The organism is Mycobacterium sp. 94-17 (genome assembly GCF_035617725.1).
Taxonomy (GTDB): Bacteria; Actinomycetota; Actinomycetes; order Mycobacteriales; family Mycobacteriaceae; genus Mycobacterium.
This window is the reverse complement of the sequence record NZ_JAPIYN010000002.1, coordinates 327,581-347,108: the sequence shown is the minus strand read 5'-3', so window position 1 is coordinate 347,108 and position 19,528 is coordinate 327,581. Positions and strand designations below refer to the sequence as shown.

Below are 19,528 nucleotides of genomic sequence, written 5' to 3'. Positions count from 1 at the left end.
GGCCGTCCTCGTCGCCGAGCGTCACGCCAGCGTGGCATTCAACGCCGAGCGTCACGCCAGCGTGACGCATAGGCGGTTCCCGGCGGCTCCCGCGGTGCCCGGCGGCTCTCCCTGCCAGGCCGTCCTCGTCGCCGAGCGTCACGCCAGCGTGGCATTCAACGCCGAGCGTCACGCCAGCGTGACGCATAGGCGGTCCCCGGCGGTCCCCGGCGGTTCCCGGCGGTTCCCGGCGCCCCCCGGCCCCGTCACACTTTCGCGAACCGTCTCGTCTCACCCGTATGACACAGAAAACCCGCATCGAACCCCTGCCGCCCCAGCGCACCGGACTGCTGATCCGGGCCATGTACCGGATCGCCAAGCGGCGCTACGGGCAAGTCCCCGAACCGTTCACCGTCACCGCGCACCATCGCGGGCTGATGATCGCCGGCGCCGTGCACGAGACCATGCTGGACCGGGCGTCCAAGACGCTGCCGGTCAGCGTGCGCGAACTCGCGGTGTTGTGGACCGCGCGCACGGTCGGCTGCTCGTGGTGCGTCGACTTCGGGTCCATGCTGCAGCGCCTGGACGGCCTGGACATCCAGCGCCTCAAGCAGATCGACGACTACGCGACGTCACCCGCGTTCACCGACGACGAACGCGCCGCCATCGCCTACGCCGACGCGGTGACCACCGATCCGCACGCTGTCACCGACGAGCAGGTCGCCGACTTGCGCGCCCGTTTCGGTGATGCCGGGGTGATCGAGCTGACCTATCAGATCGGGGTGGAGAACATGCGGGCGCGGATGAACACCGCGCTGGGCATCACCGAACAGGGCTTCAATTCCGGTGATGCCTGCCGGGTTCCGTGGGCGGACACGCAGCAGCGCTAAAGTGGCTTATGCGTGTCTGGGAGCTGGGACCGGGCCGGTTGATGGTCGCCGGCGGGTTCTCCGACCTCGCACTGCACCACCACCCCGCGGTACAGATCACCGTCGGCGGGCACGGTGCGCTGTCGGTGACCGGGGACGGCGACGCGCACGACGTGTGCCGGCTCGTGGTGATCGCCAGCGGGGCGCGTCATGCGGTGCGATCCGATTCCGGCTCGCAGGCGTTGACGCTGTACCTCGGGCTGCAGACACCGCAGGGCAGCGCGCTGAACACCTTGGCGCGCAAGCACGATCGACTGCCAGGCATCTGGATCGTCGATGACGGGACGCGACTGGCCACGGCGACGGCCGCGGTGCTGGCCGACGACGGCCCCGATGCCGCGGCCGCTTTCCTGATCGACAGTCTGTGCGGCGCACAGGATGGGCCGCGATCCGTTCACCCGCAGCTACGGCAGGCGATCGAAGTCGTCGCAAGCCGCGTGCCCGAGCACGTCGACGTGGCTTCCGTCGCCGGTGCCGTCGCGCTGTCCCCCGACTATCTCGGGCGGCTGTGCAAACAGCAGACCGGCGTCTCGCTTTCGGCCACCATTCGCTGGGAGCGACTGGTGGCCGCCATCGGCCATCTGCTCGATGGTCGCTCCGTCACCGACGCCGCCCACCTGGCCGGGTTCGCCGACGGGTCCCACGCCAACAAGGTCTGCTGGGAGATGACCGGGGCCACCCCGAGCGAACTCGCCGACGCGGTCAAAAAGGCTTTGATCTGACGGATCCATACAAGCGTTCCCCCGCGGTGTCACCGCACCCTTGAGGCATGCCTGTGATGTCACGGTCCGAACGGGCCTTTTGCTGCGGCGCGCTGTGGCGTTCGTCGTCCGCAACGATCGCGCGTGACCTTCGCGCCCAACGACTGGGCCACGACGTCCTGGAGATCGGGGCGGGCAGTGGATCGGTCGCGCGCGAGATCCTGTCGGGTGATCCCGAACTTGCCTGGACGGCAATGGATATCGACCCGCACATGACGCAGGCGTCCGCCGCCCGGCTGAGCGGATTCCGCAACGCGCTCAGCACAACCGCCGATGCCACCCGGATGCCGTTCGCCGACGAGTCCTTCGACGCCGTCGTCAGCTGCCTGATGCTGCATCACATCATCGACTGGGAGCGCACGGTCGCCGAGGTGGCACGGGTGTTGCGGCCGAACGGCGTCTTCGTCGGCTACGACCTGGTTCGCACCCCGCTGGCCACGCTGTTGCACCGGCTGGACGGCTCCCCGCATCGCCTACTGGTGCCGGCCGACTTCCGCGCCGAGTGCGCGCGGAACGGGCTGGACGTCAGCACGCAGTCCCGGCTGCTCGGGCACGTCATGAGCTTCATCGCACACAGGAACTCGCACACAGGAACTGAGGAGGAAAGCTGATGTCATCGTTGAGCATTCGCGCGAAGGCGGGGGTCGTCCGCGCTCTGTTCGCCGCGCCCGCCCCGGTCCGCCGCACGCTGGCGGGGCCGCCGCTGCGCACCGACGGCCAGGAGATGGCGCTCGACGCGCAACTGGTCATCCGGCTCAAGAACCTTTCCGGCTCCGACGTTTTCGCCGGCCCTGTCGCGGCCGCCCGGGCGCGATACGACGAGCTGCCCCTCCTCATCGGCTACCGCTCACCGATGCCCATCGAGACTCGGGAGATCACCATTCCCGTCGCGTCCGGCGCCATCGCGGCCACCCTGTACAGCCCCGAGGACGTGCCAGGGCCGTCGGGCCTGCTGGTGTACTTCCACGGCGGCGGCTTCTCGGTCGGGTCCCGGCTCAGCCACGACCCGGTCGCCCGCTACCTGGCCGCGCACGCCGGCGTGCGGGTGCTGTCGGTCGAATACCGGCGCGCCCCCGAACACCAGTTCCCCACGGCCGCAGACGATGCGCTCGCCGCGTTCGAGTACGCGCACAGCCACGCCGGCGAGCTGGCCGCCGATCCCCACCGCATCGGCGTCGGGGGCGACAGCGCCGGCGGCAATCTCGCGGCCGTGACCGCACAGCAGGCGGCGCGGCGGGGCGGTGCGGTGCCGGTGTTCCAGATGCTGATGTATCCGGCGACCGACTTCAGCACGCGCCGGCCGTCGCGCGACCTGTTCGCCCACGGGGCGACGTTCACCGACCGCAACATCGATTGGGTGATGGCCAACTACATCCCCCCGCAGACCGACCCGACCGACCCGCGGCTGTCACCGCTGTGCGGCGACGTCGCCGGCGTACCGCCCGCCTACGTCGCCACCGCGGGATTCGATCCGGTCCGCGATGACGGCGAGGCGTATGCGGACAAACTGCGCGCCGCCGGCATCCCCGTGGCACTGACCCGCCAGGCGGACCTGCCGCACGGATACCTCAACTTCGTCGGCATCGGGGGCCGATTCGCCGAGGCCGCGAGCGAGGCGGCCGGGGCCTTGCGGGTCGGGCTCGCCGCCAATGCCGGGTCAGCCGCGCAGCGGGGAGCCGGTGAATTTGTCGGGGTTGGCGACATCCCATAGGGCGCAGACCTTTCCGTCGCGCACCGTGGCCGCCATGATCCGCGGCATCATCTCGCGATACCCGTCGCGGGCCGGGCAGCCGGGTGTGTAGCCGCCCAGCTCGCCGTTGACCAGCCCCAGCTGGTAGGCGGTGAACATCGCCGGGCCATAGCGCTGAGCCAGGCCGAAGAAGAACCGGGCCACCTTGTCCGCGCCGTGGATGACGTTGATCGCGGTGGGCGCCTTGCCATTCGCGTCGCCGGTCAGGGTCACGTCGGGATGCAGCAGCCCCACCACGGCGTCCAGGTCGCCGGATGCCATGGCGGCCAGCAACTTCGAGACCACCTCGTGGTGCGCCGGGTCGGGTTCGGGCGGGGGGTCGGCCGCGACGGCCTTGCGGGCCCGCGACCCCAGCTGCCGGGCGGTGGCCTCGTTGGTCCCCAGCACCCGGGCGACCTCCGCGAACGGCACGGCGAACCCGTCGTGCAACACGAAGGCGACCCGCTGGTCGGGTGACAGCCGCTCCAGCACCACCATCGCGGCGAACCGCGCGTCTTCGCCTGCCACCACCGCGGACAGCGGATCGGCCGCCGGAGAATTCGAGAGACCGGTGACCACCGGCTCGGGCAGCCAGTTGCCGGTGTAGGTCTCGCGCCGGTGCGCGGCCGAGCGCAACCTGTCCAGGCCCAGCCTGCCCACCACCGTGGTCAGCCAGGCCCGCAGGTCGCTGATCTGCGTCGCCTTGTCGGAGTCCTGCCGGTGCAAGCGCAGCCAGGCGTCCTGGACGATGTCCTCGGCATCTGCCACCGTGCCGGTGATCCGGTAGGCGACCGACATAAGATGGGGACGCAGCGACTCGAACTCGCTGACCTGCTGCGCTGAGGTCACGGCGCCAAGCCTAACGCTAGGCTGGCGCACACCATGACAGACCACCTCTGGCTGCACTTCACCCGGCACGGGCCGGACTTCAGGGCGCCGGTCATCACCCGCGGCGAGGGCGTCACACTCTTCGACGACCACGGCAAGAGCTACCTCGACGGCCTGTCGGGACTGTTCACCGTGCAGGTCGGGCACGGCCGCACCGAACTCGCCGAGGTCGCCGCGCGGCAGGCGGGCACGCTGGCGTTCTTCCCGCTGTGGGGATACGCCACTGCACCCGCGATCGAGCTCGCCGAACGCCTCGCCGGCTACACCCCGGGCGACCTGAACCGGGTCTTCTTCACCAGCGGCGGCACCGAGGCCGTCGAGACCGCGTGGAAACTGGCCAAACAGTACTTCAAGCTCACCGGCAAACCCGGTAAGCACAAGGTGATTTCGCGCGCGATCGCCTACCACGGCACCACCCAGGGCGCCCTGGCGATCACCGGGCTGCCCAAGTACAAGCAGCCGTTCGAACCGGTCACCCCGGGCGGCTTCCGGGTGCCCAACACCAACTTCTACCGCGCCCCCGAACCGTTCGGAACCGACCCGAAGGCATTCGGGCGCTGGGCCGCCGACCGGATCGCCGAGGCCATCGAGTTCGAGGGCCCCGACACCGTGGCCGCGGTGTTCCTGGAGCCGGTGCAGAACGCGGGCGGCAGCATCCCGCCTCCCCCGGGCTATTTCGAGCGGGTGCGCCAGATCTGCGACGAATACGACGTGCTGCTGGTCTCCGACGAGGTGATCTGCGCGTTCGGCCGGATCGGGTCGATGTTCGCCTGCGCGGACTTCGGCTGTGTGCCCGACATGATCACCTGCGCCAAGGGGATGACGTCGGGCTACTCCCCGATCGGCGCGATGATCGCCAGCGAGAGGCTGTTCGAACCGTTCAACGACGGCGCCACCATGTTCCCGCACGGGTATACCTTTGGCGGCCACCCGGTTTCGGCGGCCGTCGGGCTGGCCAACCTGGACATCTTCGAGCGCGAGGGCCTGTGCGACCACGTCCGGACCCACGCGCCCGCCCTGCGCGCCACCCTGGAAAAGCTCTACGACCTGCCGATCGTCGGCGACGTGCGCGGCGAGGGCTACTTCTACGGCATCGAGCTCGTCAAGGACAGGGCGACCAAGCAGACCTTCGGCGACGACGAACGCCGCGCACTGCTCGGCCACGTTTCCGCGGCGCTGTTCGAGGCCGGGCTGTATTGCCGCACCGATGACCGCGGCGACTCGGTCATCCAGCTGGCGCCGCCGCTGATCAGTGGTCAGGCCGAATTCGACACCATCGAAGCCATCGTGCGTGAGGTGCTGACGCGGGCCCACGCGCGGTTCTAGAGTCCAGACCATGGCGCGCAAACCCCGTATCCACCCGGTGCGGTGGCAGCCGCCGCCGGTCGCGACGTTGCCCGACATGCCCAGAATTCCCGAGGCGGGGGTCACCGTCGTCCCGCTGCCCGGCAACGGTCCCGAGGACGTCGTCCGCGACGCGGCGGGCCGACTGTGGACGGGTCTCGAGGACGGCCGCATCGTGCGGGTCGAGCCCGGGCGCGGCGACCCGACGGTGGTGGCCGACACCGGCGGGCGCCCCCTCGGCCTGCACGTGGCCCGCGATGGCCGAATCCTGATCTGCGACAGTCACCGCGGGTTGCTCGCGCTGAATCCAGACCTCGGCACGCTGGACGTGCTGGTGGAATCCGTCGGCGGCAGGCGGCTGAAGTTCTGCTCGAATGTCACCGAAACAGCCGACGGCACAATCTATTTCACCGAGTCGACGAGCGACTTTCATTTCGAGAACTACACCGCACCGATCGTGGAGGCGCGCGCGACGGGCGGCCTGTACCGCCTCAATGCGGACGGCACGGTCGCCATGCTGGTGAGCGGGCTCTACTTCGCCAACGGGGTGACGCCGACGGCCGACGGGTCGGCGCTGGTGTTCGCCGAGACCCTGGCGCGCCGGCTGTCGAAGTACTGGCTGACCGGTCCGCGGGCGGGATCGGTGACGCCGTTGGCGGTGCACCTGCCCGGCATGCCCGACAACCTGTCCACCGGGGCCGACGGCCGCATCTGGGCCGCGCTGGTCGCCGAGGCGAACCCGGCGCTGGAGTCGCTGTTCCCGCGGGCCCCGATCATCCGCCAGCTGGTGTGGCGGCTGCCCGAGCGGCTACAACCGAAGATCAAGCCGGAGATCTGGGCCGTCGCGTTCGATCCGGACAGCGGCGTGGCCGTCGCGGGCCTGCGGACCCAGCGTCCGGACTTCGGTTCCGCCACCGGTGTGGTCGAGGCGGCGGGCAGGCTGTGGATGGGCACGATCAGCTACCCGGCGCTGGCGCATGTGGACCTGGCGGCCACCGCGCTCTAACCGGCGGACACCTGCCTGACCGCGTCGGCGGCCATCATCACCTCGCGGGTGTGCGCGGGGGTCGGGTTGCGCCCGAACCGCGTGACCGCGTTGCACAGCCAGGCCAGCGCCGACCGCAGTTCGGCGTCGGCGGAGGCGTCGCGGTGCAGTTGCAGCTCGGCCAGCACCCGGTCGAACCCGGAACGCCGTACCTGCGTCGCCTTCTCGACCTGCGTGAGCAGGTCGTTCAGCGGCCGCGGGCCCGTGCCGGGAGAGGCGCCGACCGCGCCACGACTGCCCCGCAGGGCCGAGAAGAACCGATCGCGTGAAATGGCAGCACCCCCGAATCCGGTGCGGTGATGGCCTCCGGGCCGACCGCGTGGCCAGCGTAACGCGACCGGGCGGGCAACGCCCGGTAACTTCCGTCTCACCTGTCACAGCGCGGCTCCCCGGATTCGGGCCGCCGATCGCCTACTGTGCACAGACGATGACCCTGTTACGTTCCGCATCGTGCCTGGCAGCGGCGCTATTCCTGACGGTCGCCCCGGCGGGGGTGCCGCGGGCGCAGGCCGAGCCCGGCGCCGAGCCCAATGCCGCCCCGGCGGACTGCCCGTACAAGGTGAACACCCCGAAGGCGGTGGATTCGTCGGAGGCCCCCACCGCAGGCGACCCGCCGATCCCGCTGGCGGTGCCCGCCAAGCCGGTGGGCGGTGACGCGCTGGGCGGCTGCGGCATCGTCGCAGCGCCGAACACGCCGGCGCTGCCGAACGACGTCTCGGCGGAGGCGTGGCTGGTCGCGGACCTGGACAGCGGCGCGGTGATCGCGGCCAAGGACCCGCACGCGCGGCACCGCCCGGCCAGCATCATCAAGGTGCTGGTCGCGATGGCCTCCCTCAACACGCTCAACCTGAACAAGCCTGTCCCCGGGACCGCCGACGACGCCGCGGCCGAGGGCACCAAGGTCGGCGTCGAGGAGGGCGGCGTCTTCACCGTCAACCAGCTGCTGCACGGGCTGCTGATGCACTCCGGCAACGACGCCGCCCACGCCCTGTCCATGCAGCTGGGCGGCATGGAGCAGGCGCTGGAGAAGATCAACGTGCTGGCCGCCAAGCTGGGCGGTCAGGACACCCGGGTGGCGTCGCCGTCGGGCCTGGACGCGCCCGGCATGAGCACCTCGGCCTACGACATCGGGCTGTTCTACCGCTACGCCTGGCAGAACCCGACGTTCGCCGACATCGTCGCGACGCGGACCTTCAACTTTCCCGGCCATGGCGACCATCCGGGCTACGAGCTGGAGAACGACAACCAGTTGCTCTACAAGTATCCCGGCGCCCTGGGCGGCAAGACCGGTTACACCGACGACGCGGGCCAGACGTTCGTGGGTGCGGCCAACCGCGACGGGCGGCGCCTGGTGGCGGTGCTGCTGCACGGGACGCGCCAACCGATCGCCCCGTGGGAACAGGCCGCGCACCTGCTGGACTACGGCTTCTCCACCCCGCAGGGCACCCAGGTCGGCTCGCTGATCGCGCCCGACCCGTCCCTGGCGCCGGCCAAGCGCGACGCCGCGGACCAGCTCGCCACCAACGCCGCGGCCGGCGCGATCATCCCGTCCGCGGACGCCCTGCCGATCCGGGTGGGCGTGGCGGTGATCGGCACCGTCGTGGTGTTCGCGCTGATCATGATGGCCCGCTCGATGAACCGCCGACCGCAACACCGCTGAGCCTCGTGGCAGGCGGATCGCGGCGCGGACTGCTGGTCGGGCTGACCGCCGCCAGCGTGGGCATCATCTACGGCTACGACCTGTCGATCATCGCCGGGGCGCAGTTGTTCGTCACCGAGGACTTCGGGCTGTCCACGGGCCGGCAGGAACTGCTGACGACGATGGTGGTGATCGGCCAGATCGCCGGGGCGCTGGGCGCGGGCGTGCTGGCCAACGTGATCGGGCGGAAAAGGTCGGTGGTGCTGATCCTGTGCGCCTACGCGGTTTTCGCACTGCTGGCCGCGTTCTCGGTCAGTTTTCCGATGTTGCTGACAGCGCGACTGCTGCTGGGGCTGACGATCGGTGTCACGGTGGTGGTCGTCCCGGTGTATGTGGCGGAATCGGCGCCGGCGGCGGTGCGCGGTTCGCTGCTGACGGCCTATCAGCTGGCCATCGTCAGCGGGCTGATCGTCGGCTATCTGACCGGTTACCTGCTGGCCGGAGCGCACGGCTGGCGGTGGATGCTGGGGCTGGCCTGTGTGCCCGCAATGTTGTTGCTGCCGGCCGTGATTCGAATGCCGGACACGGCGCGGTGGTACGTGCTGAAGGGCCGGACGGACGACGCCCGCCGGGCGCTGCTGCGGGTGGAACCCACCGCGCAGGTCGACGACGAGCTCGCCGAGATCGGCCGCGCGCTGGGCGAGACCGCACCCGGGACCCGGGGCGGGTTGTCCGAGATGCTGCGGCCCCCGTACCTGCGGGCCACCGCGTTCGTGGTCGTCCTCGGCTTCCTGATCCAGGTCACCGGCATCAACGCGATCATCTACTACAGCCCCCGCATCTTCGCGGCCATGGGCTTCACCGGCAACTTCGCGCTGCTGGGGTTGCCTGCGCTGCTTCAGGTCGCGGGGCTGGCGGCGGTCGGCGCGGCGCTGGCGCTGGTCGACCGGGTGGGCCGGCGCCCAATCCTGTTGTGGGGCAGCGCCATGATGATCGTCGCCGACGTATTGCTGGTGGCCGTGTTCGGCCGGGGCTTCGGCGGCACGATCGGCGGGTTCGCCGGGATCCTGCTGTTCATCTTCGGCTACACCATGGGCTTCGGGTCCCTGGGCTGGGTGTACGCCAGCGAGAGCTTCCCGTCGCGGCTACGCTCGATCGGGTCCAGCACCATGTTGACCTCGAACCTGGTGGGTAACGCCATCATCGCCGCCGTCTTCCTGAGCCTGCTCCATTCCCTGGGCGGCGCAGGCACTTTCGCGCTGTTCGCGGTGCTCGCGGCGGTCGCGTTCGGCTTCGTCTACCGCTACGCGCCGGAGACCAAAGGCCGCCAGCTCGAGGACATCCGCCACTTCTGGGAGAACGGCGGCCGATGGCCGTGATCGCCGCGGGCACCATGGTGCTCGACGGCCGGGTGTGCCGCCCCGGGTGGCTGCAGACCTCCGGCGCACGCATCGCCGCGTGCGCGCCCGGCCCGCCGCCCCGCCCGGCCGACGTCGAGTTCGCCGATTGCACCGTGGTGCCGGGCTTCGTCGACATGCATGTGCACGGTGGCGGGGGCGCCTCCTACACCGACGCCGACGGCATCGCCGACGCCGCCGCGTTCCATCTGCGGCACGGCACCACCACCACGCTGGCCAGCCTGGTGACCGCCGCGCCGGCCGAATTGCTGCGCGGGGTGCGCGCGCTGGCCGAGGCCACCCGGCTCGGCACCATCGCGGGTGTGCACCTGGAGGGGCCGTGGCTGAGCCGGGCGCACTGCGGGGCCCACGATCGCACCCAGATGCGCGATCCGGACGCGGCGGAGATCGACGCGGTGCTGGCCGCGGGCGACGGCACGATCCGGATGGTGACGCTGGCGCCCGAGCTGCCGGGGGCCGACGCGGCGATCCGCCGTTTCGTGAACGCGGGAGTCGTTGTGGCGGTGGGACATACCGACGCCTCCTACGTGCAGACCCGACACGCCATCGCGTTGGGCGCCACGGTGGGCACGCACCTGTTCAACGCGATGCCAGCACTGCACCACCGCGCCCCCGGCCCGGCGCTGGCGCTGCTGCGCGACGCACGGGTGACCGTCGAGGTGATCGCCGACGGCGTGCACCTGCACCCCGACGTGGTGACGGCGGTGATCGCCGCGGCCGGAGCGGACCGGGTCGCCGTGATCACCGACGCGATCGCCGCGGCCGGCCGTCCCGACGGCGCGTTTCGGCTCGGCGCGGTGCCCGTGGATGTGGTCGCCGGTGTCGCCCGGGTGCAGGGGACGTCGACCATCGCGGGCAGCACCGCCACCATGGATCGGCTCTTCCGCGCCGTGCACGCCGGGTCCGGCTTGGCCACCGCGGTGCAGACGACCGCCGCAGCGCCGGCGCGGGCGCTCGGCCTGCGGCGAGTGGGGGAACTCAAAGGCGGCTACGACGCCGATCTTGTTGTGCTGGATGCGCGTTTACATGTCGCGAATGTCATGGCGCGCGGCGCCTGGCGGGACCAGCCGCGTCAAGGCGCGTGATGGCCTGGCTCATCCTGATTGCGTCGGGAATCCTCGAGGCCGTGTGGGCGAGCGCCCTGAGTAGATCCGACGGCTTCTCCCGCCTCGGACCGTCGCTGATATTCCTTGTTGCCGTGGCGCTTTCGATGACCGGATTGGCGATCGCCATGCGCACCCTGCCGGTCGGCACCAGCTATGCGGTCTGGGTCGGCGTCGGTGCGGTGCTCACCGTCGGCTACGCGATGCTGACCGGCGACGAACCGGCGTCGTTGCCCAAGCTGGTACTGATCGGCGGGATCGTGGGCTGCGTCGCGGGCCTGAAGCTGCTCGGCTAGCGATCGCGGCGGGTCAAGCGGGCGAGCCGGGAAAGTGTCAGCGCGCCAACGGCTCCCAGCACCATCGCGGTCAGCGTCTGGCGGGTGCCCAGGCCCTCATCCATCTGCACGCGCGGCGCAATGATCGCCGGGGCCGGAGGGGCGACGGGCCGGCTGCGCGGATCGTCCGAGGCCGTGGCGGCCCATGCGGTGCAGAACAGCACGAGATACGCGGTGACGTAGGCGAACACCATCAATCCCAGCACCGGCCCGAAGGCCGCGCCCGCCGGGCTGCGCAGCACCGTCCTGAGATAGATGGAGGCGACCTGTTTGAACACCTCGAAGCCGACCGCCGCAACCAGCCCGGCCCGCATCGAATCGACGAGGCTGACCTTTTCGCGGGGCAGCCGGGCGATCATCCAGGTGAACAGCAGCCACGACACCAGCGTCGCGATCAGCAGCGAGATCAGCCAGAAGAGCCAGTCGAACACCACAAATTGGGGTATGCCAAGCCATTTCAGCAACGCAGCCATGGGCGCGGCGTTTCCGAAGGTGGTGAGCGCGACGGTGGCCACGATCACCGCGAATGTCCCCACCATCGCCAGCAGGTCGGAGAACTTGTTGCGCAGGAAGCCCGGCCACTCGATCTGTTCGTCCCACCACATCTCCGTCAGCGCCTGGCGCAGGTGCGATATCCAGCCCAGCCCCGCCCACACCGCGAAGACCAGACCGATCACACCGACCGACGTCCGGGCGTCGATCGCCGAGTTCATCAACTCCTGCAGCTGATTTCCCAGCGCGCCGGTCACCTGCGAGCGGATCTGGTCGTCGATGGTGCTCAGCAGCTGCGGCCGTCGGGCCAGCATGAACCCGACGACCCCGAAACCGACCATGAGCAATGGGAACATCGCGAAGATCGTGTAATAGGTGAGGCCGGCCGCGAAGAAGCCACCGTTGCGGTCGTCGAAGCGCCGGTAGGCGCGAATGACGTGATCGATCCACCCGTGCCGGGCGCGCAGCCGACCGAACATGCCCGCCTTGGCCGGCTCGCCCATCGCACGACTCCAATGAGAAGCGGTACTGGCTCCTTTGGGCCGATTCCGCTGTGGATCTAACTCCGCTGTGGAAGAAACCCAAGCCGATCGTAGACCCGCCGGACCGTTTTCCCGGCGACATCGTCGGCCTTTTGCGCTCCGGCCGCGAGCACGGCCTCCAATTCGGCCACGTCGGAGGTCAGTTCGTCGACCCTGGCCTTGATGGGTGCGACGAACTCGACGACCGCCTCGGCGGTGTCTTTCTTCAAATCGCCGTAACCCCTTCCGGCATAGCCCGCCACGAGCGTGTCGATGTCGACACCGGTGACCGCGGACTGGATCGAAAGCAGGTTGGACACACCGGCCTTGGCCCCGGTATCGTAGCGGATCTCGCGCTCGCTGTCGGTGACCGCCGAGCGAATCTTCTTGGCGGACTTGGCCGGGTCGTCGAGCAGGTTGATCACGCCTGCGTCGGTGGCGGCCGACTTGCTCATCTTCGACGTCGGGTCCTGCAGGTCGTAGATCTTGGCGGTGGCCTTGGGGATGAGCACGTCGGGAACCACGAAAGTGTCTGGGAACCGGGCATTGAAGCGCTGGGCGATGTCGCGGGCCAGCTCGAGATGCTGCCGCTGGTCCTCGCCCACGGGCACCAGATCGGTGTCATAGGCCAGCACGTCGGCCGCCTGCAGCACCGGGTAGGTGAACAGTCCCACGGTGGTGGAGTCGGCGCCGTGGCGCAGTGACTTGTCCTTGAACTGCGTCATGCGCGACGCCTGCCCGAAACCGGTGAAGCAGCCCAGCACCCAGGCGAGCTGGGTGTGGGCGGGCACCTGGCTCTGCACGAACACGGTGCTGCGGGCCGGGTCGATGCCCAGCGCCAGGTATTGCGCGGCGGTGATCAGCGTCCGGCGGCGCAGCGCCTCGGGATCCTGGGCGACGGTGATCGCGTGCAGGTCCACGACGCAGAAGTACGCGTCATGGTCGTCCTGCAGCGCGACCCACTGCGTGATGGCGCCCAGCGCGTTACCCAGATGCAGGGAGTCGGAGGTGGGCTGCACGCCGGAGAAAAGCCGGCCGGATCCGGTAGCGGTGCTCATGATCCACCGATCTTTTCACGCGCAGCCGCCCGGCCTGCACCGACCGGCGGCCTGGTTGCGGTACCGCCGGTACCGCCTTTAATGTCGGGCTATGACGACTCGTCCGCCGATTCACCTCGGTTCCACGGATGGTTCCGCAGAGCCGGTTCTGCTGCTGCACGGATTCCTGATGTCGCAGACGGTGTGGGACCCGGTCGCGCCGCGGCTGGCCGAGACCGGCCGCTTCGAGGTCTTCGCCCCCACCATGGCCGGGCACAACGGCGGCCCCTACGCGGGCACCTGGCTGCTCAGCACGCCGCTGCTGGCCGACCATGTCGAACGCCAGCTCGACCAGCTCGGCTGGGAAACCGCCCACATGGTGGGCAACTCGCTGGGCGGCTGGGTCGCCTTCGAGCTGGAGCGGCGTGGGCGCGCGCGCAGCGTGACCGGCGTCGGCGCCGCGGGCGGATGGACGCGGTGGAGCCCGGTGAAATTCGAGGTCATCAGCAAGTTCATCGCGGGCATGCCCCTGTTGGGGCTCGCGCGGCTGTTCGGCGCCCGCACCCTGCGGCTGCCGCTGAGCCGCCGGCTGGCCACCCTGCCGCTGAGCGCCACGCCCGACGCGGTCAGCGAGGAGCAGCTGTGCGGCGTCGTCGACGACGCCGCCCATTGCCCGGCGTACTTCCAGCTGCTGGTCAAGACGCTGCTCAATCCCGGTCTGCTGCAGCTGGCCGACACCGCGGTGCCGGTCCAGCTGGTGCTCTGCGAGAAGGACCGGGTGGTGCCCGCGAGCCGATTCAATCGGCACTTCACCAGCTTCCTGCCTCCGGGGACGAAGATCACCGAGCTCGAGGGCGTCGGGCATGTGCCGATGTTCGAGGCGCCCGAGCGGGTGACCGCGGTCATCGCCGACTTCATCGACGACTGCCGCGCCGCGGCGGGCCGGCTTCCGGACCAGCTACGGCCCCCGGCTAGTTAGCCAGTTTCTTTTCCAGGTTCTGCGCGATCGAGCCGAGGAACTCCTCGCTGTTCTGCCATTGCTGGTCAGGACCGATGAGGATCGCCAGGTCCTTGGTCATCTTGCCGCTCTCGACGGTGGCGACCACCACGTTTTCCAGGGTCTGGGCGAACTCCGTCACCTCCGGGGTGTGGTCCAGCTCGCCGCGGTGCGCCAGTCCGCGCGTCCAGGCGAAGATCGACGCGATCGGGTTGGTCGAGGTGGGCTTGCCGGCCTGATACTGGCGGAAGTGCCGGGTGACGGTGCCGTGCGCGGCCTCGGCCTCCACCACCTTGCCGTCGGCGGTCATCAGCACCGACGTCATCAGCCCCAGTGAGCCGTAGCCCTGGGCGACGAGGTCCGACTGCACGTCGCCGTCGTAGTTCTTGCAGGCCCAGACGTAGCCGCCCTCCCACTTCAGGCAGGCCGCGACCATGTCGTCGATCAGCCGGTGCTCGTAGGTGAGTCCCTCGGCCTCGAATCGGTCCTTGAACTCCTCGTCGTAGACGCGCTGGAACTCGTCTTTGAACATGCCGTCGTAGGCCTTGAGGATGGTGTTCTTGGTGGACAGGTAGACCGGCCACTTGGCGTCGAGACCGTACTTGAGCGACGCGCGCGCGAAGTCCCGGATGGAGTCCCTGAAGTTGTACATCCCCAGCACGACACCGCCGTCGGCGGGAATGGACACCACCTCGTGCACCATCGGCTCGCTGCCGTCGGCGGGGGTGAACGTGATGGCGACGGTTCCCGGCTTGTCCACCTTGAAGTCGGTCGACCGGTACTGGTCGCCGAAGGCGTGGCGGCCGATGACGATCGGCTTGGTCCAGCCCGGCACCAGCCGTGGCACGTTCGAGATCACGATGGGCTCGCGGAAGATGGTGCCGCCCAGGATGTTTCGAATCGTCCCGTTCGGTGAGAGCCACATCTTCTTGAGGCCGAACTCCCGGACGCGGGCCTCGTCGGGGGTGATGGTGGCGCACTTGACACCCACGCCGTGCTTCTTGATCGCGTGGGCCGCGTCGAGGGTCACCTGGTCGTCGGTGCGGTCGCGGTTCTCGATGCCCAGGTCGTAGTAGTCCAGGTCGATGTCGAGGTGCGGCAGGATCAGCTTGTCCTTGATGAACTTCCAGATGACGCGGGTCATTTCGTCACCGTCGAGCTCTACGACGCGGCCCCTGACCTTGATCTTGGCTTCGCCTGCCATGTCGAATCCGGCCTCCTGCCCGCGGGCCCAGCGCGCCCCCTGGCCCGTCCCCTAGCCTGTGGAAGCCGCCAACGCCTCGTTGAATGTCTTGCTCGGGCGCATGATCGCCGTCGTCTTCTCGCGGTCCGGGTAGTAGTAGCCACCGATGTCGACAGCCTCGCCCTGCGCCTCGGCCAGTTCGGACACAATGGTGTCCTCGCCGTCGGCCAGCGATTCGGCCAGCGCGGCGAAATGGTCCCGCAATTCGGTGTCATCGGACTTCGCGAGCTCCTGCGCCCAGTACAGCGCCAGGTAGAATTGGCTGCCGCGGTTGTCGAGTTCGCCGGTCTTGCGCGACGGGCTCTTGTTGTTCTCCAACAGCCTTCCGATCGCGGCGTCCAGGGTCTTGCCCAGGATCTTGGCGCGCTCATTGTCGGTCTTGATGCCGATGTCTTCGAAACACGCTCCGAGGGCCAGGAATTCGCCCAGGGAGTCCCAGCGCAGATGGTTCTCCTCGACGAGCTGGTGGACGTGCTTGGGCGCCGAGCCGCCCGCGCCGGTTTCGTACATCCCGCCGCCGGCCATCAGCGGCACGATGGACAGCATCTTCGCGCTGGTGCCCAGCTCGAGGATGGGGAACAGGTCGGTGAGGTAGTCGCGCAGGATGTTTCCGGTCGCCGCGATGGTGTCCTGGCCGCGCATCGCGCGCTCGATCGTGTACCTCATGGCCCACACCTGCGGCATGATCTGGATCTCCAGGCCCTCGGTGTCGTGTTCCTTCAGGTACGCCTTGACCTTCTTGCGCAGCTCGACCTCGTGCGGGCGCTCCGTGTCCAGCCAGAACACCACCGTCATCCCCGAGTTGCGCGCCCGGGTGACCGCGAGCTTGACCCAATCCCGGATCGCCGCGTCCGTGACGACGGGCATGCGCCAGATGTCGCCCTCCTCCACGTTCTGGGTGAGCAGGACTTCCCCCGTGTCGAGGTCGACGATGTCGGCGACACCGTCCTCGGGGATCTCGAACGTCTTGTCGTGGCTGCCGTACTCCTCGGCCTGCTGCGCCATCAGGCCGACGTTGGGCACCGTGCCCATCGTCGTCGGATCGAACTGCCCGTGGGTCTTACAGAAGTTGATGATCTCCTGGTAGATGCGGGAGAAGGTGGACTCGGGGTTGACGGCCTTGGTGTCCTTCTGCCGCCCGTCGGCACCCCACATCTTGCCGCCCGCGCGAATCATCGCCGGCATCGACGCATCCACGATCACGTCGCTGGGCGAATGAAAGTTGGTGATGCCCTTGGCCGAATCGACCATCGCCAGCTCCGGGCGGTGTTCGTGGCAGGCGTGCAGGTCGCGAATGATCTCCTCGTGCAGCGACGCGGGCAGCGACTCGATCTTGTTGTAGAGGTCGACCAATCCGTTGTTGACGTCGACACCGAGCTCGTCGAAGAGCGCCTGGTGCTTGGCGAACGCGTCCTTGTAGAAGATCTTCACCGCGTGACCGAAGACGATGGGGTGCGACACCTTCATCATCGTCGCCTTGACGTGCAGCGAAAACATCACGCCTGTCTCGTAGGCGTCCTGCATCTGCTCCTCGTAGAACTCGATGAGGGCCTTCTTGCTCATGAACATGGAATCGATGACGTCGCCGTCGCGCAGTTCGACCTTGGGTTTCAGCTCGAGGGTCTTGCCGCCCTTGGTCTGCAGCACCATCTTCACGTTGCGCGCGCGGTCCAGCGTTATCGACTTCTCACCGTGATAGAAGTCGCCGTGCCGCATGGTCGCGACGTGCGTGCGCGAGGCAGGCGACCAGTCCGCCATGCTGTGCGGGTGCCTGCGCGCGTACTCCTTGACGGCCTTGGGGGCGCGCCGGTCCGAGTTGCCCTGCCGCAACACCGGGTTGACCGCACTGCCCAGGCATTTGGCGTAGCGCGCACGAATTTCCTTGTCCTCGTCCGTCTTTGGACTGTGCGGAAAGTCGGGGATCTTGTATCCCTTACCCTGCAGCTCCTTGACGGCGGCGATCAGCTGCGGCACCGAGGCGCTGATGTTCGGCAGCTTGATGATGTTGGTGTCGGGGAGCTCGGTGAGCCGGCCCAGTTCACCCAGGTTGTCCGGCACCCGCTGCTCTTCGGTCAGATCCTCGGGGAACTCGGCCAGAATCCGCGCGGCCACCGAGATGTCGCTGGTCTTGATCTCGATGCCCGCCGGCTCGGCGAAGGCGCGCACGATCGGCAGGAACGCGTACGTCGCCAGCAGCGGCGCTTCGTCGGTCAGTGTGTAGATGACGATCGGCTCTTCGGCGCTCACGGTCCCTCTCCCGGCGGCAATGATGGGTTCGAATTATCGGGGCTCAGCGGTGTGACTGCCACGTTAGCAAGGGTGTTTGGACAGGTGTCGACCTGCACGCGCACCGCGATGGTTGGCACCGGCTCGGCACAGTAAGATAGTCTCCGTATTGGTCATGAGCGCCAGCATCAAGCCCCGGCTTGCTGGCCGGCAACCCTCCAACCGCGGTGGGGTGCCCCGGGTGATGACCAGGTTGAGTAGCCACACGACCGGCTATCCGGCAAGCGCGGGTCCGCCATGACGGGCCCCTGAGTAGACAGGGAAAACGTGATGTGCAGTCGCTCGGCCCCTCCTCGCCCCCTCGTGTGTCGCTGCTGAACCGCGGCGCCGGTTCGACGTCGGATTCCGGCGTCCCGGCCGCGTCCTAGCAAACTCCCCTACCAGCAGAAAGCAACCCCCGTGAGCTCCGACAAAGCCGATCCGACCGCCGATCCGACCGCCGATCCGGCAGCGAACTGGTCGTTCGAGACCCGGCAGGTGCACGCCGGTCAGCATCCGGACCCGGCGACCAACGCCCGCGCCCTGCCGATCTACCAGACCACGTCCTACACCTTCGACGACACCACGCACGCCGCCGCCCTGTTCGGGCTGGAAGTGCCGGGCAACATCTACACCCGGATCGGCAATCCGACCACCGACGTCGTCGAACAGCGCATCGCCGCTCTCGAAGGCGGCGTCGCCGCGCTCTTCCTGAGCTCCGGCCAGGCCGCTGAGACTTTCGCCATACTGAACCTGGCCTGTGCCGGAGATCACATCGTTTCCAGCCCGCGGCTCTACGGCGGGACGTACAACCTGTTCCACTACTCGCTGGCCAAGCTCGGCATCGAGGTCACCTTCGTGGCGGACCCCGACGACCTGGACTCGTGGCAGGCAGCGCTGCGGCCGAATACCAAAGCGTTCTTCGGCGAGACCATCTCCAACCCGCAGATCGACATCCTGGACATCCCCGGGGTCTCCGGCGTCGCGCACGCCAACGGCATCCCGCTGATCGTCGACAACACGATCGCCACGCCGTACCTGATCCAGCCGTTCGCCCACGGCGCCGACATCGTGGTGCACTCCGCCACCAAGTACCTCGGCGGGCACGGCTCCGCGATCGCCGGGGTCATCGTCGACGGCGGCACGTTCGACTGGACGCAGGGCCGCTTCCCGGGGTTCACCACGCCCGACGCCAGCTACCACGGTGTGGTGTTCGCCGAGCTCGGTCCACCGGCGTACGCGCTCAAGGCGCGCGTGCAGCTGCTGCGCGACCTCGGCTCGGCCGCTTCGCCGTTCAACGCGTTCCTGGTGGCCCAGGGCATCGAGACGCTGAGCCTGCGCATGGAGCGCCACGTCGCCAACGCGCAGCGCGTGGCCGAGTACCTGGCCGGCCATGATGGCGTGCTGTCGGTCAACTATGCGGGGCTGCCCGACTCGCCCTGGCACGAGCGGGGAAAGAAGCTGGCGCCCAAAGGAACCGGCGCGGTGCTGGCGTTCGAGTTGGCCGGTGGTGTCGAGGCGGGCAAGGCGTTCGTGAACGCGCTGCAGCTGCACAGCCACGTCGCCAACATCGGCGACGTGCGCTCGCTGGTGATCCACCCGGCGTCCACCACGCACGCCCAGCTGAGCCCGGCTGAGCAGCTGAGCACCGGCGTCAGCCCCGGGCTGGTGCGCCTGGCCGTCGGCATCGAGGGCATCGACGACATCCTCGCCGACCTGGAGCTCGGCTTCGCCGCGGCAAGCAAATTCGGTGCGACGGCGGGGACATCCGGCGCCGACCCACAAGCCGTGGCCGCGTTCTAG

Annotated in this window: 17 protein-coding genes, 1 pseudogene and 1 riboswitch; of the genes and pseudogenes, 12 read left to right on the top strand and 6 right to left on the bottom strand. The window is 68.9% G+C overall.

What is annotated here, in order from left to right; all coding sequences use genetic code 11:
- Positions 1-245: 245 nt before the first annotated feature.
- The 4 genes and pseudogenes from OQ789_RS04530 to OQ789_RS04515 all read left to right on the top strand — a co-directional run.
- Positions 246-869: pseudogene (locus tag OQ789_RS04530) on the top strand (carboxymuconolactone decarboxylase family protein); the annotation flags it as partial.
- Between the two features lie 8 nt (positions 870-877).
- Positions 878-1,630, top strand: coding sequence for a helix-turn-helix transcriptional regulator (locus OQ789_RS04525; RefSeq protein WP_324683793.1), 753 nt, complete (start codon positions 878-880; stop codon positions 1,628-1,630).
- 47 nt (positions 1,631-1,677) lie between these two features.
- Positions 1,678-2,280, top strand: a complete 603-nt coding sequence (locus OQ789_RS04520; protein WP_324683791.1) for a class I SAM-dependent methyltransferase — start codon at positions 1,678-1,680, stop codon at positions 2,278-2,280.
- Positions 2,280-3,380 (top strand): alpha/beta hydrolase, encoded by a 1,101-nt coding sequence (locus OQ789_RS04515; RefSeq protein ID WP_324683790.1) that lies wholly within the window; start codon positions 2,280-2,282, stop codon positions 3,378-3,380. The genes OQ789_RS04520 and OQ789_RS04515 overlap by 1 nt, the downstream gene beginning before the upstream one ends.
- Here the strand turns inward: OQ789_RS04515 and OQ789_RS04510 are convergent.
- Positions 3,327-4,196 (bottom strand): sigma-70 family RNA polymerase sigma factor, encoded by an 870-nt coding sequence (locus OQ789_RS04510; RefSeq protein WP_420716040.1) that lies wholly within the window; start codon positions 4,194-4,196, stop codon positions 3,327-3,329. The two genes, OQ789_RS04515 and OQ789_RS04510, sit on opposite strands and share 54 nt — an antisense overlap.
- 84 nt (positions 4,197-4,280) lie before the next feature.
- On the opposite strand from OQ789_RS04510, the gene OQ789_RS04505 reads away from it, so the two are divergent.
- Together OQ789_RS04505 and OQ789_RS04500 are read left to right on the top strand one after the other, a co-directional pair.
- Positions 4,281-5,612: an aspartate aminotransferase family protein gene (locus OQ789_RS04505; RefSeq protein WP_324683788.1), complete on the top strand. Its 1,332-nt coding sequence runs from the start codon at positions 4,281-4,283 to the stop codon at positions 5,610-5,612.
- A gap of 10 nt (positions 5,613-5,622) precedes the next feature.
- Entirely contained in the window at positions 5,623-6,636 is a 1,014-nt protein-coding gene (locus tag OQ789_RS04500) for an SMP-30/gluconolactonase/LRE family protein (RefSeq protein ID WP_324683787.1), read from the top strand.
- Here OQ789_RS04500 and OQ789_RS04495 read toward each other — a convergent pair.
- Positions 6,633-7,046, bottom strand: coding sequence for a hypothetical protein (locus OQ789_RS04495; protein ID WP_324683786.1), 414 nt, complete (start codon positions 7,044-7,046; stop codon positions 6,633-6,635). The genes OQ789_RS04500 and OQ789_RS04495 overlap by 4 nt on opposite strands.
- A 56-nt stretch (positions 7,047-7,102) precedes the next feature.
- On the opposite strand from OQ789_RS04495, the gene OQ789_RS04490 reads away from it, so the two are divergent.
- The 4 genes from OQ789_RS04490 to OQ789_RS04475 are packed head-to-tail and all read left to right on the top strand — an operon-like array spanning position 7,103 to position 11,131.
- Positions 7,103-8,335: a D-alanyl-D-alanine carboxypeptidase family protein gene (locus tag OQ789_RS04490; protein WP_324683784.1), complete on the top strand. Its 1,233-nt coding sequence runs from the start codon at positions 7,103-7,105 to the stop codon at positions 8,333-8,335.
- A gap of 5 nt (positions 8,336-8,340) precedes the next feature.
- Entirely contained in the window at positions 8,341-9,693 is a 1,353-nt protein-coding gene (locus OQ789_RS04485) for a sugar porter family MFS transporter (RefSeq protein ID WP_324683782.1), read from the top strand.
- A complete protein-coding gene (locus OQ789_RS04480) occupies positions 9,684-10,817 on the top strand; it encodes an N-acetylglucosamine-6-phosphate deacetylase (RefSeq protein ID WP_324683780.1) in 1,134 nt (377 codons plus the stop codon). Before OQ789_RS04485 ends, OQ789_RS04480 begins: the two co-directional genes overlap by 10 nt.
- The gene (locus tag OQ789_RS04475) at positions 10,817-11,131 is read left to right on the top strand and encodes a multidrug efflux SMR transporter (RefSeq protein WP_324683777.1); all 315 of its coding nucleotides are present in this window, start codon (positions 10,817-10,819) and stop codon (positions 11,129-11,131) included. The genes OQ789_RS04480 and OQ789_RS04475 overlap by 1 nt, the downstream gene beginning before the upstream one ends.
- On the opposite strand, the gene yhjD is transcribed toward OQ789_RS04475, so the two are convergent.
- Together yhjD and trpS are read right to left on the bottom strand one after the other, a co-directional pair.
- Positions 11,128-12,165 carry an inner membrane protein YhjD gene (gene yhjD / locus OQ789_RS04470; RefSeq protein WP_324683775.1) on the bottom strand — a complete coding sequence of 346 codons (1,038 nt, stop codon included), beginning with the start codon at positions 12,163-12,165 and terminating at the stop codon, positions 11,128-11,130. The two genes, OQ789_RS04475 and yhjD, sit on opposite strands and share 4 nt — an antisense overlap.
- Positions 12,166-12,221: 56 nt before the next feature.
- Positions 12,222-13,241: a tryptophan--tRNA ligase gene (gene trpS / locus OQ789_RS04465; RefSeq protein ID WP_324683774.1), complete on the bottom strand. Its 1,020-nt coding sequence runs from the start codon at positions 13,239-13,241 to the stop codon at positions 12,222-12,224.
- Between the two features lie 148 nt (positions 13,242-13,389).
- Here trpS and OQ789_RS04460 point away from each other — a divergent pair, with 148 nt between their 5' ends.
- A complete protein-coding gene (locus OQ789_RS04460; protein ID WP_324683861.1) occupies positions 13,390-14,199 on the top strand; it encodes an alpha/beta hydrolase in 810 nt (269 codons plus the stop codon).
- Here the strand turns inward: OQ789_RS04460 and OQ789_RS04455 are convergent.
- Both OQ789_RS04455 and OQ789_RS04450 read right to left on the bottom strand, forming a co-directional pair.
- Positions 14,192-15,421, bottom strand: coding sequence for an NADP-dependent isocitrate dehydrogenase (locus tag OQ789_RS04455; RefSeq protein WP_324683772.1), 1,230 nt, complete (start codon positions 15,419-15,421; stop codon positions 14,192-14,194). The genes OQ789_RS04460 and OQ789_RS04455 overlap by 8 nt on opposite strands.
- Positions 15,422-15,472: 51 nt before the next feature.
- On the bottom strand, positions 15,473-17,707 hold the full coding sequence (locus OQ789_RS04450; protein ID WP_324683771.1) for an NADP-dependent isocitrate dehydrogenase: 2,235 nt from the start codon (positions 17,705-17,707) through the stop codon (positions 15,473-15,475).
- A 150-nt stretch (positions 17,708-17,857) separates the two neighbouring features.
- Positions 17,858-17,979, top strand: a riboswitch (SAM riboswitch).
- Between the two features lie 166 nt (positions 17,980-18,145).
- Here OQ789_RS04450 and OQ789_RS04445 point away from each other — a divergent pair.
- The gene (locus OQ789_RS04445; protein ID WP_324683769.1) at positions 18,146-19,528 is read left to right on the top strand and encodes a bifunctional o-acetylhomoserine/o-acetylserine sulfhydrylase; all 1,383 of its coding nucleotides are present in this window, start codon (positions 18,146-18,148) and stop codon (positions 19,526-19,528) included.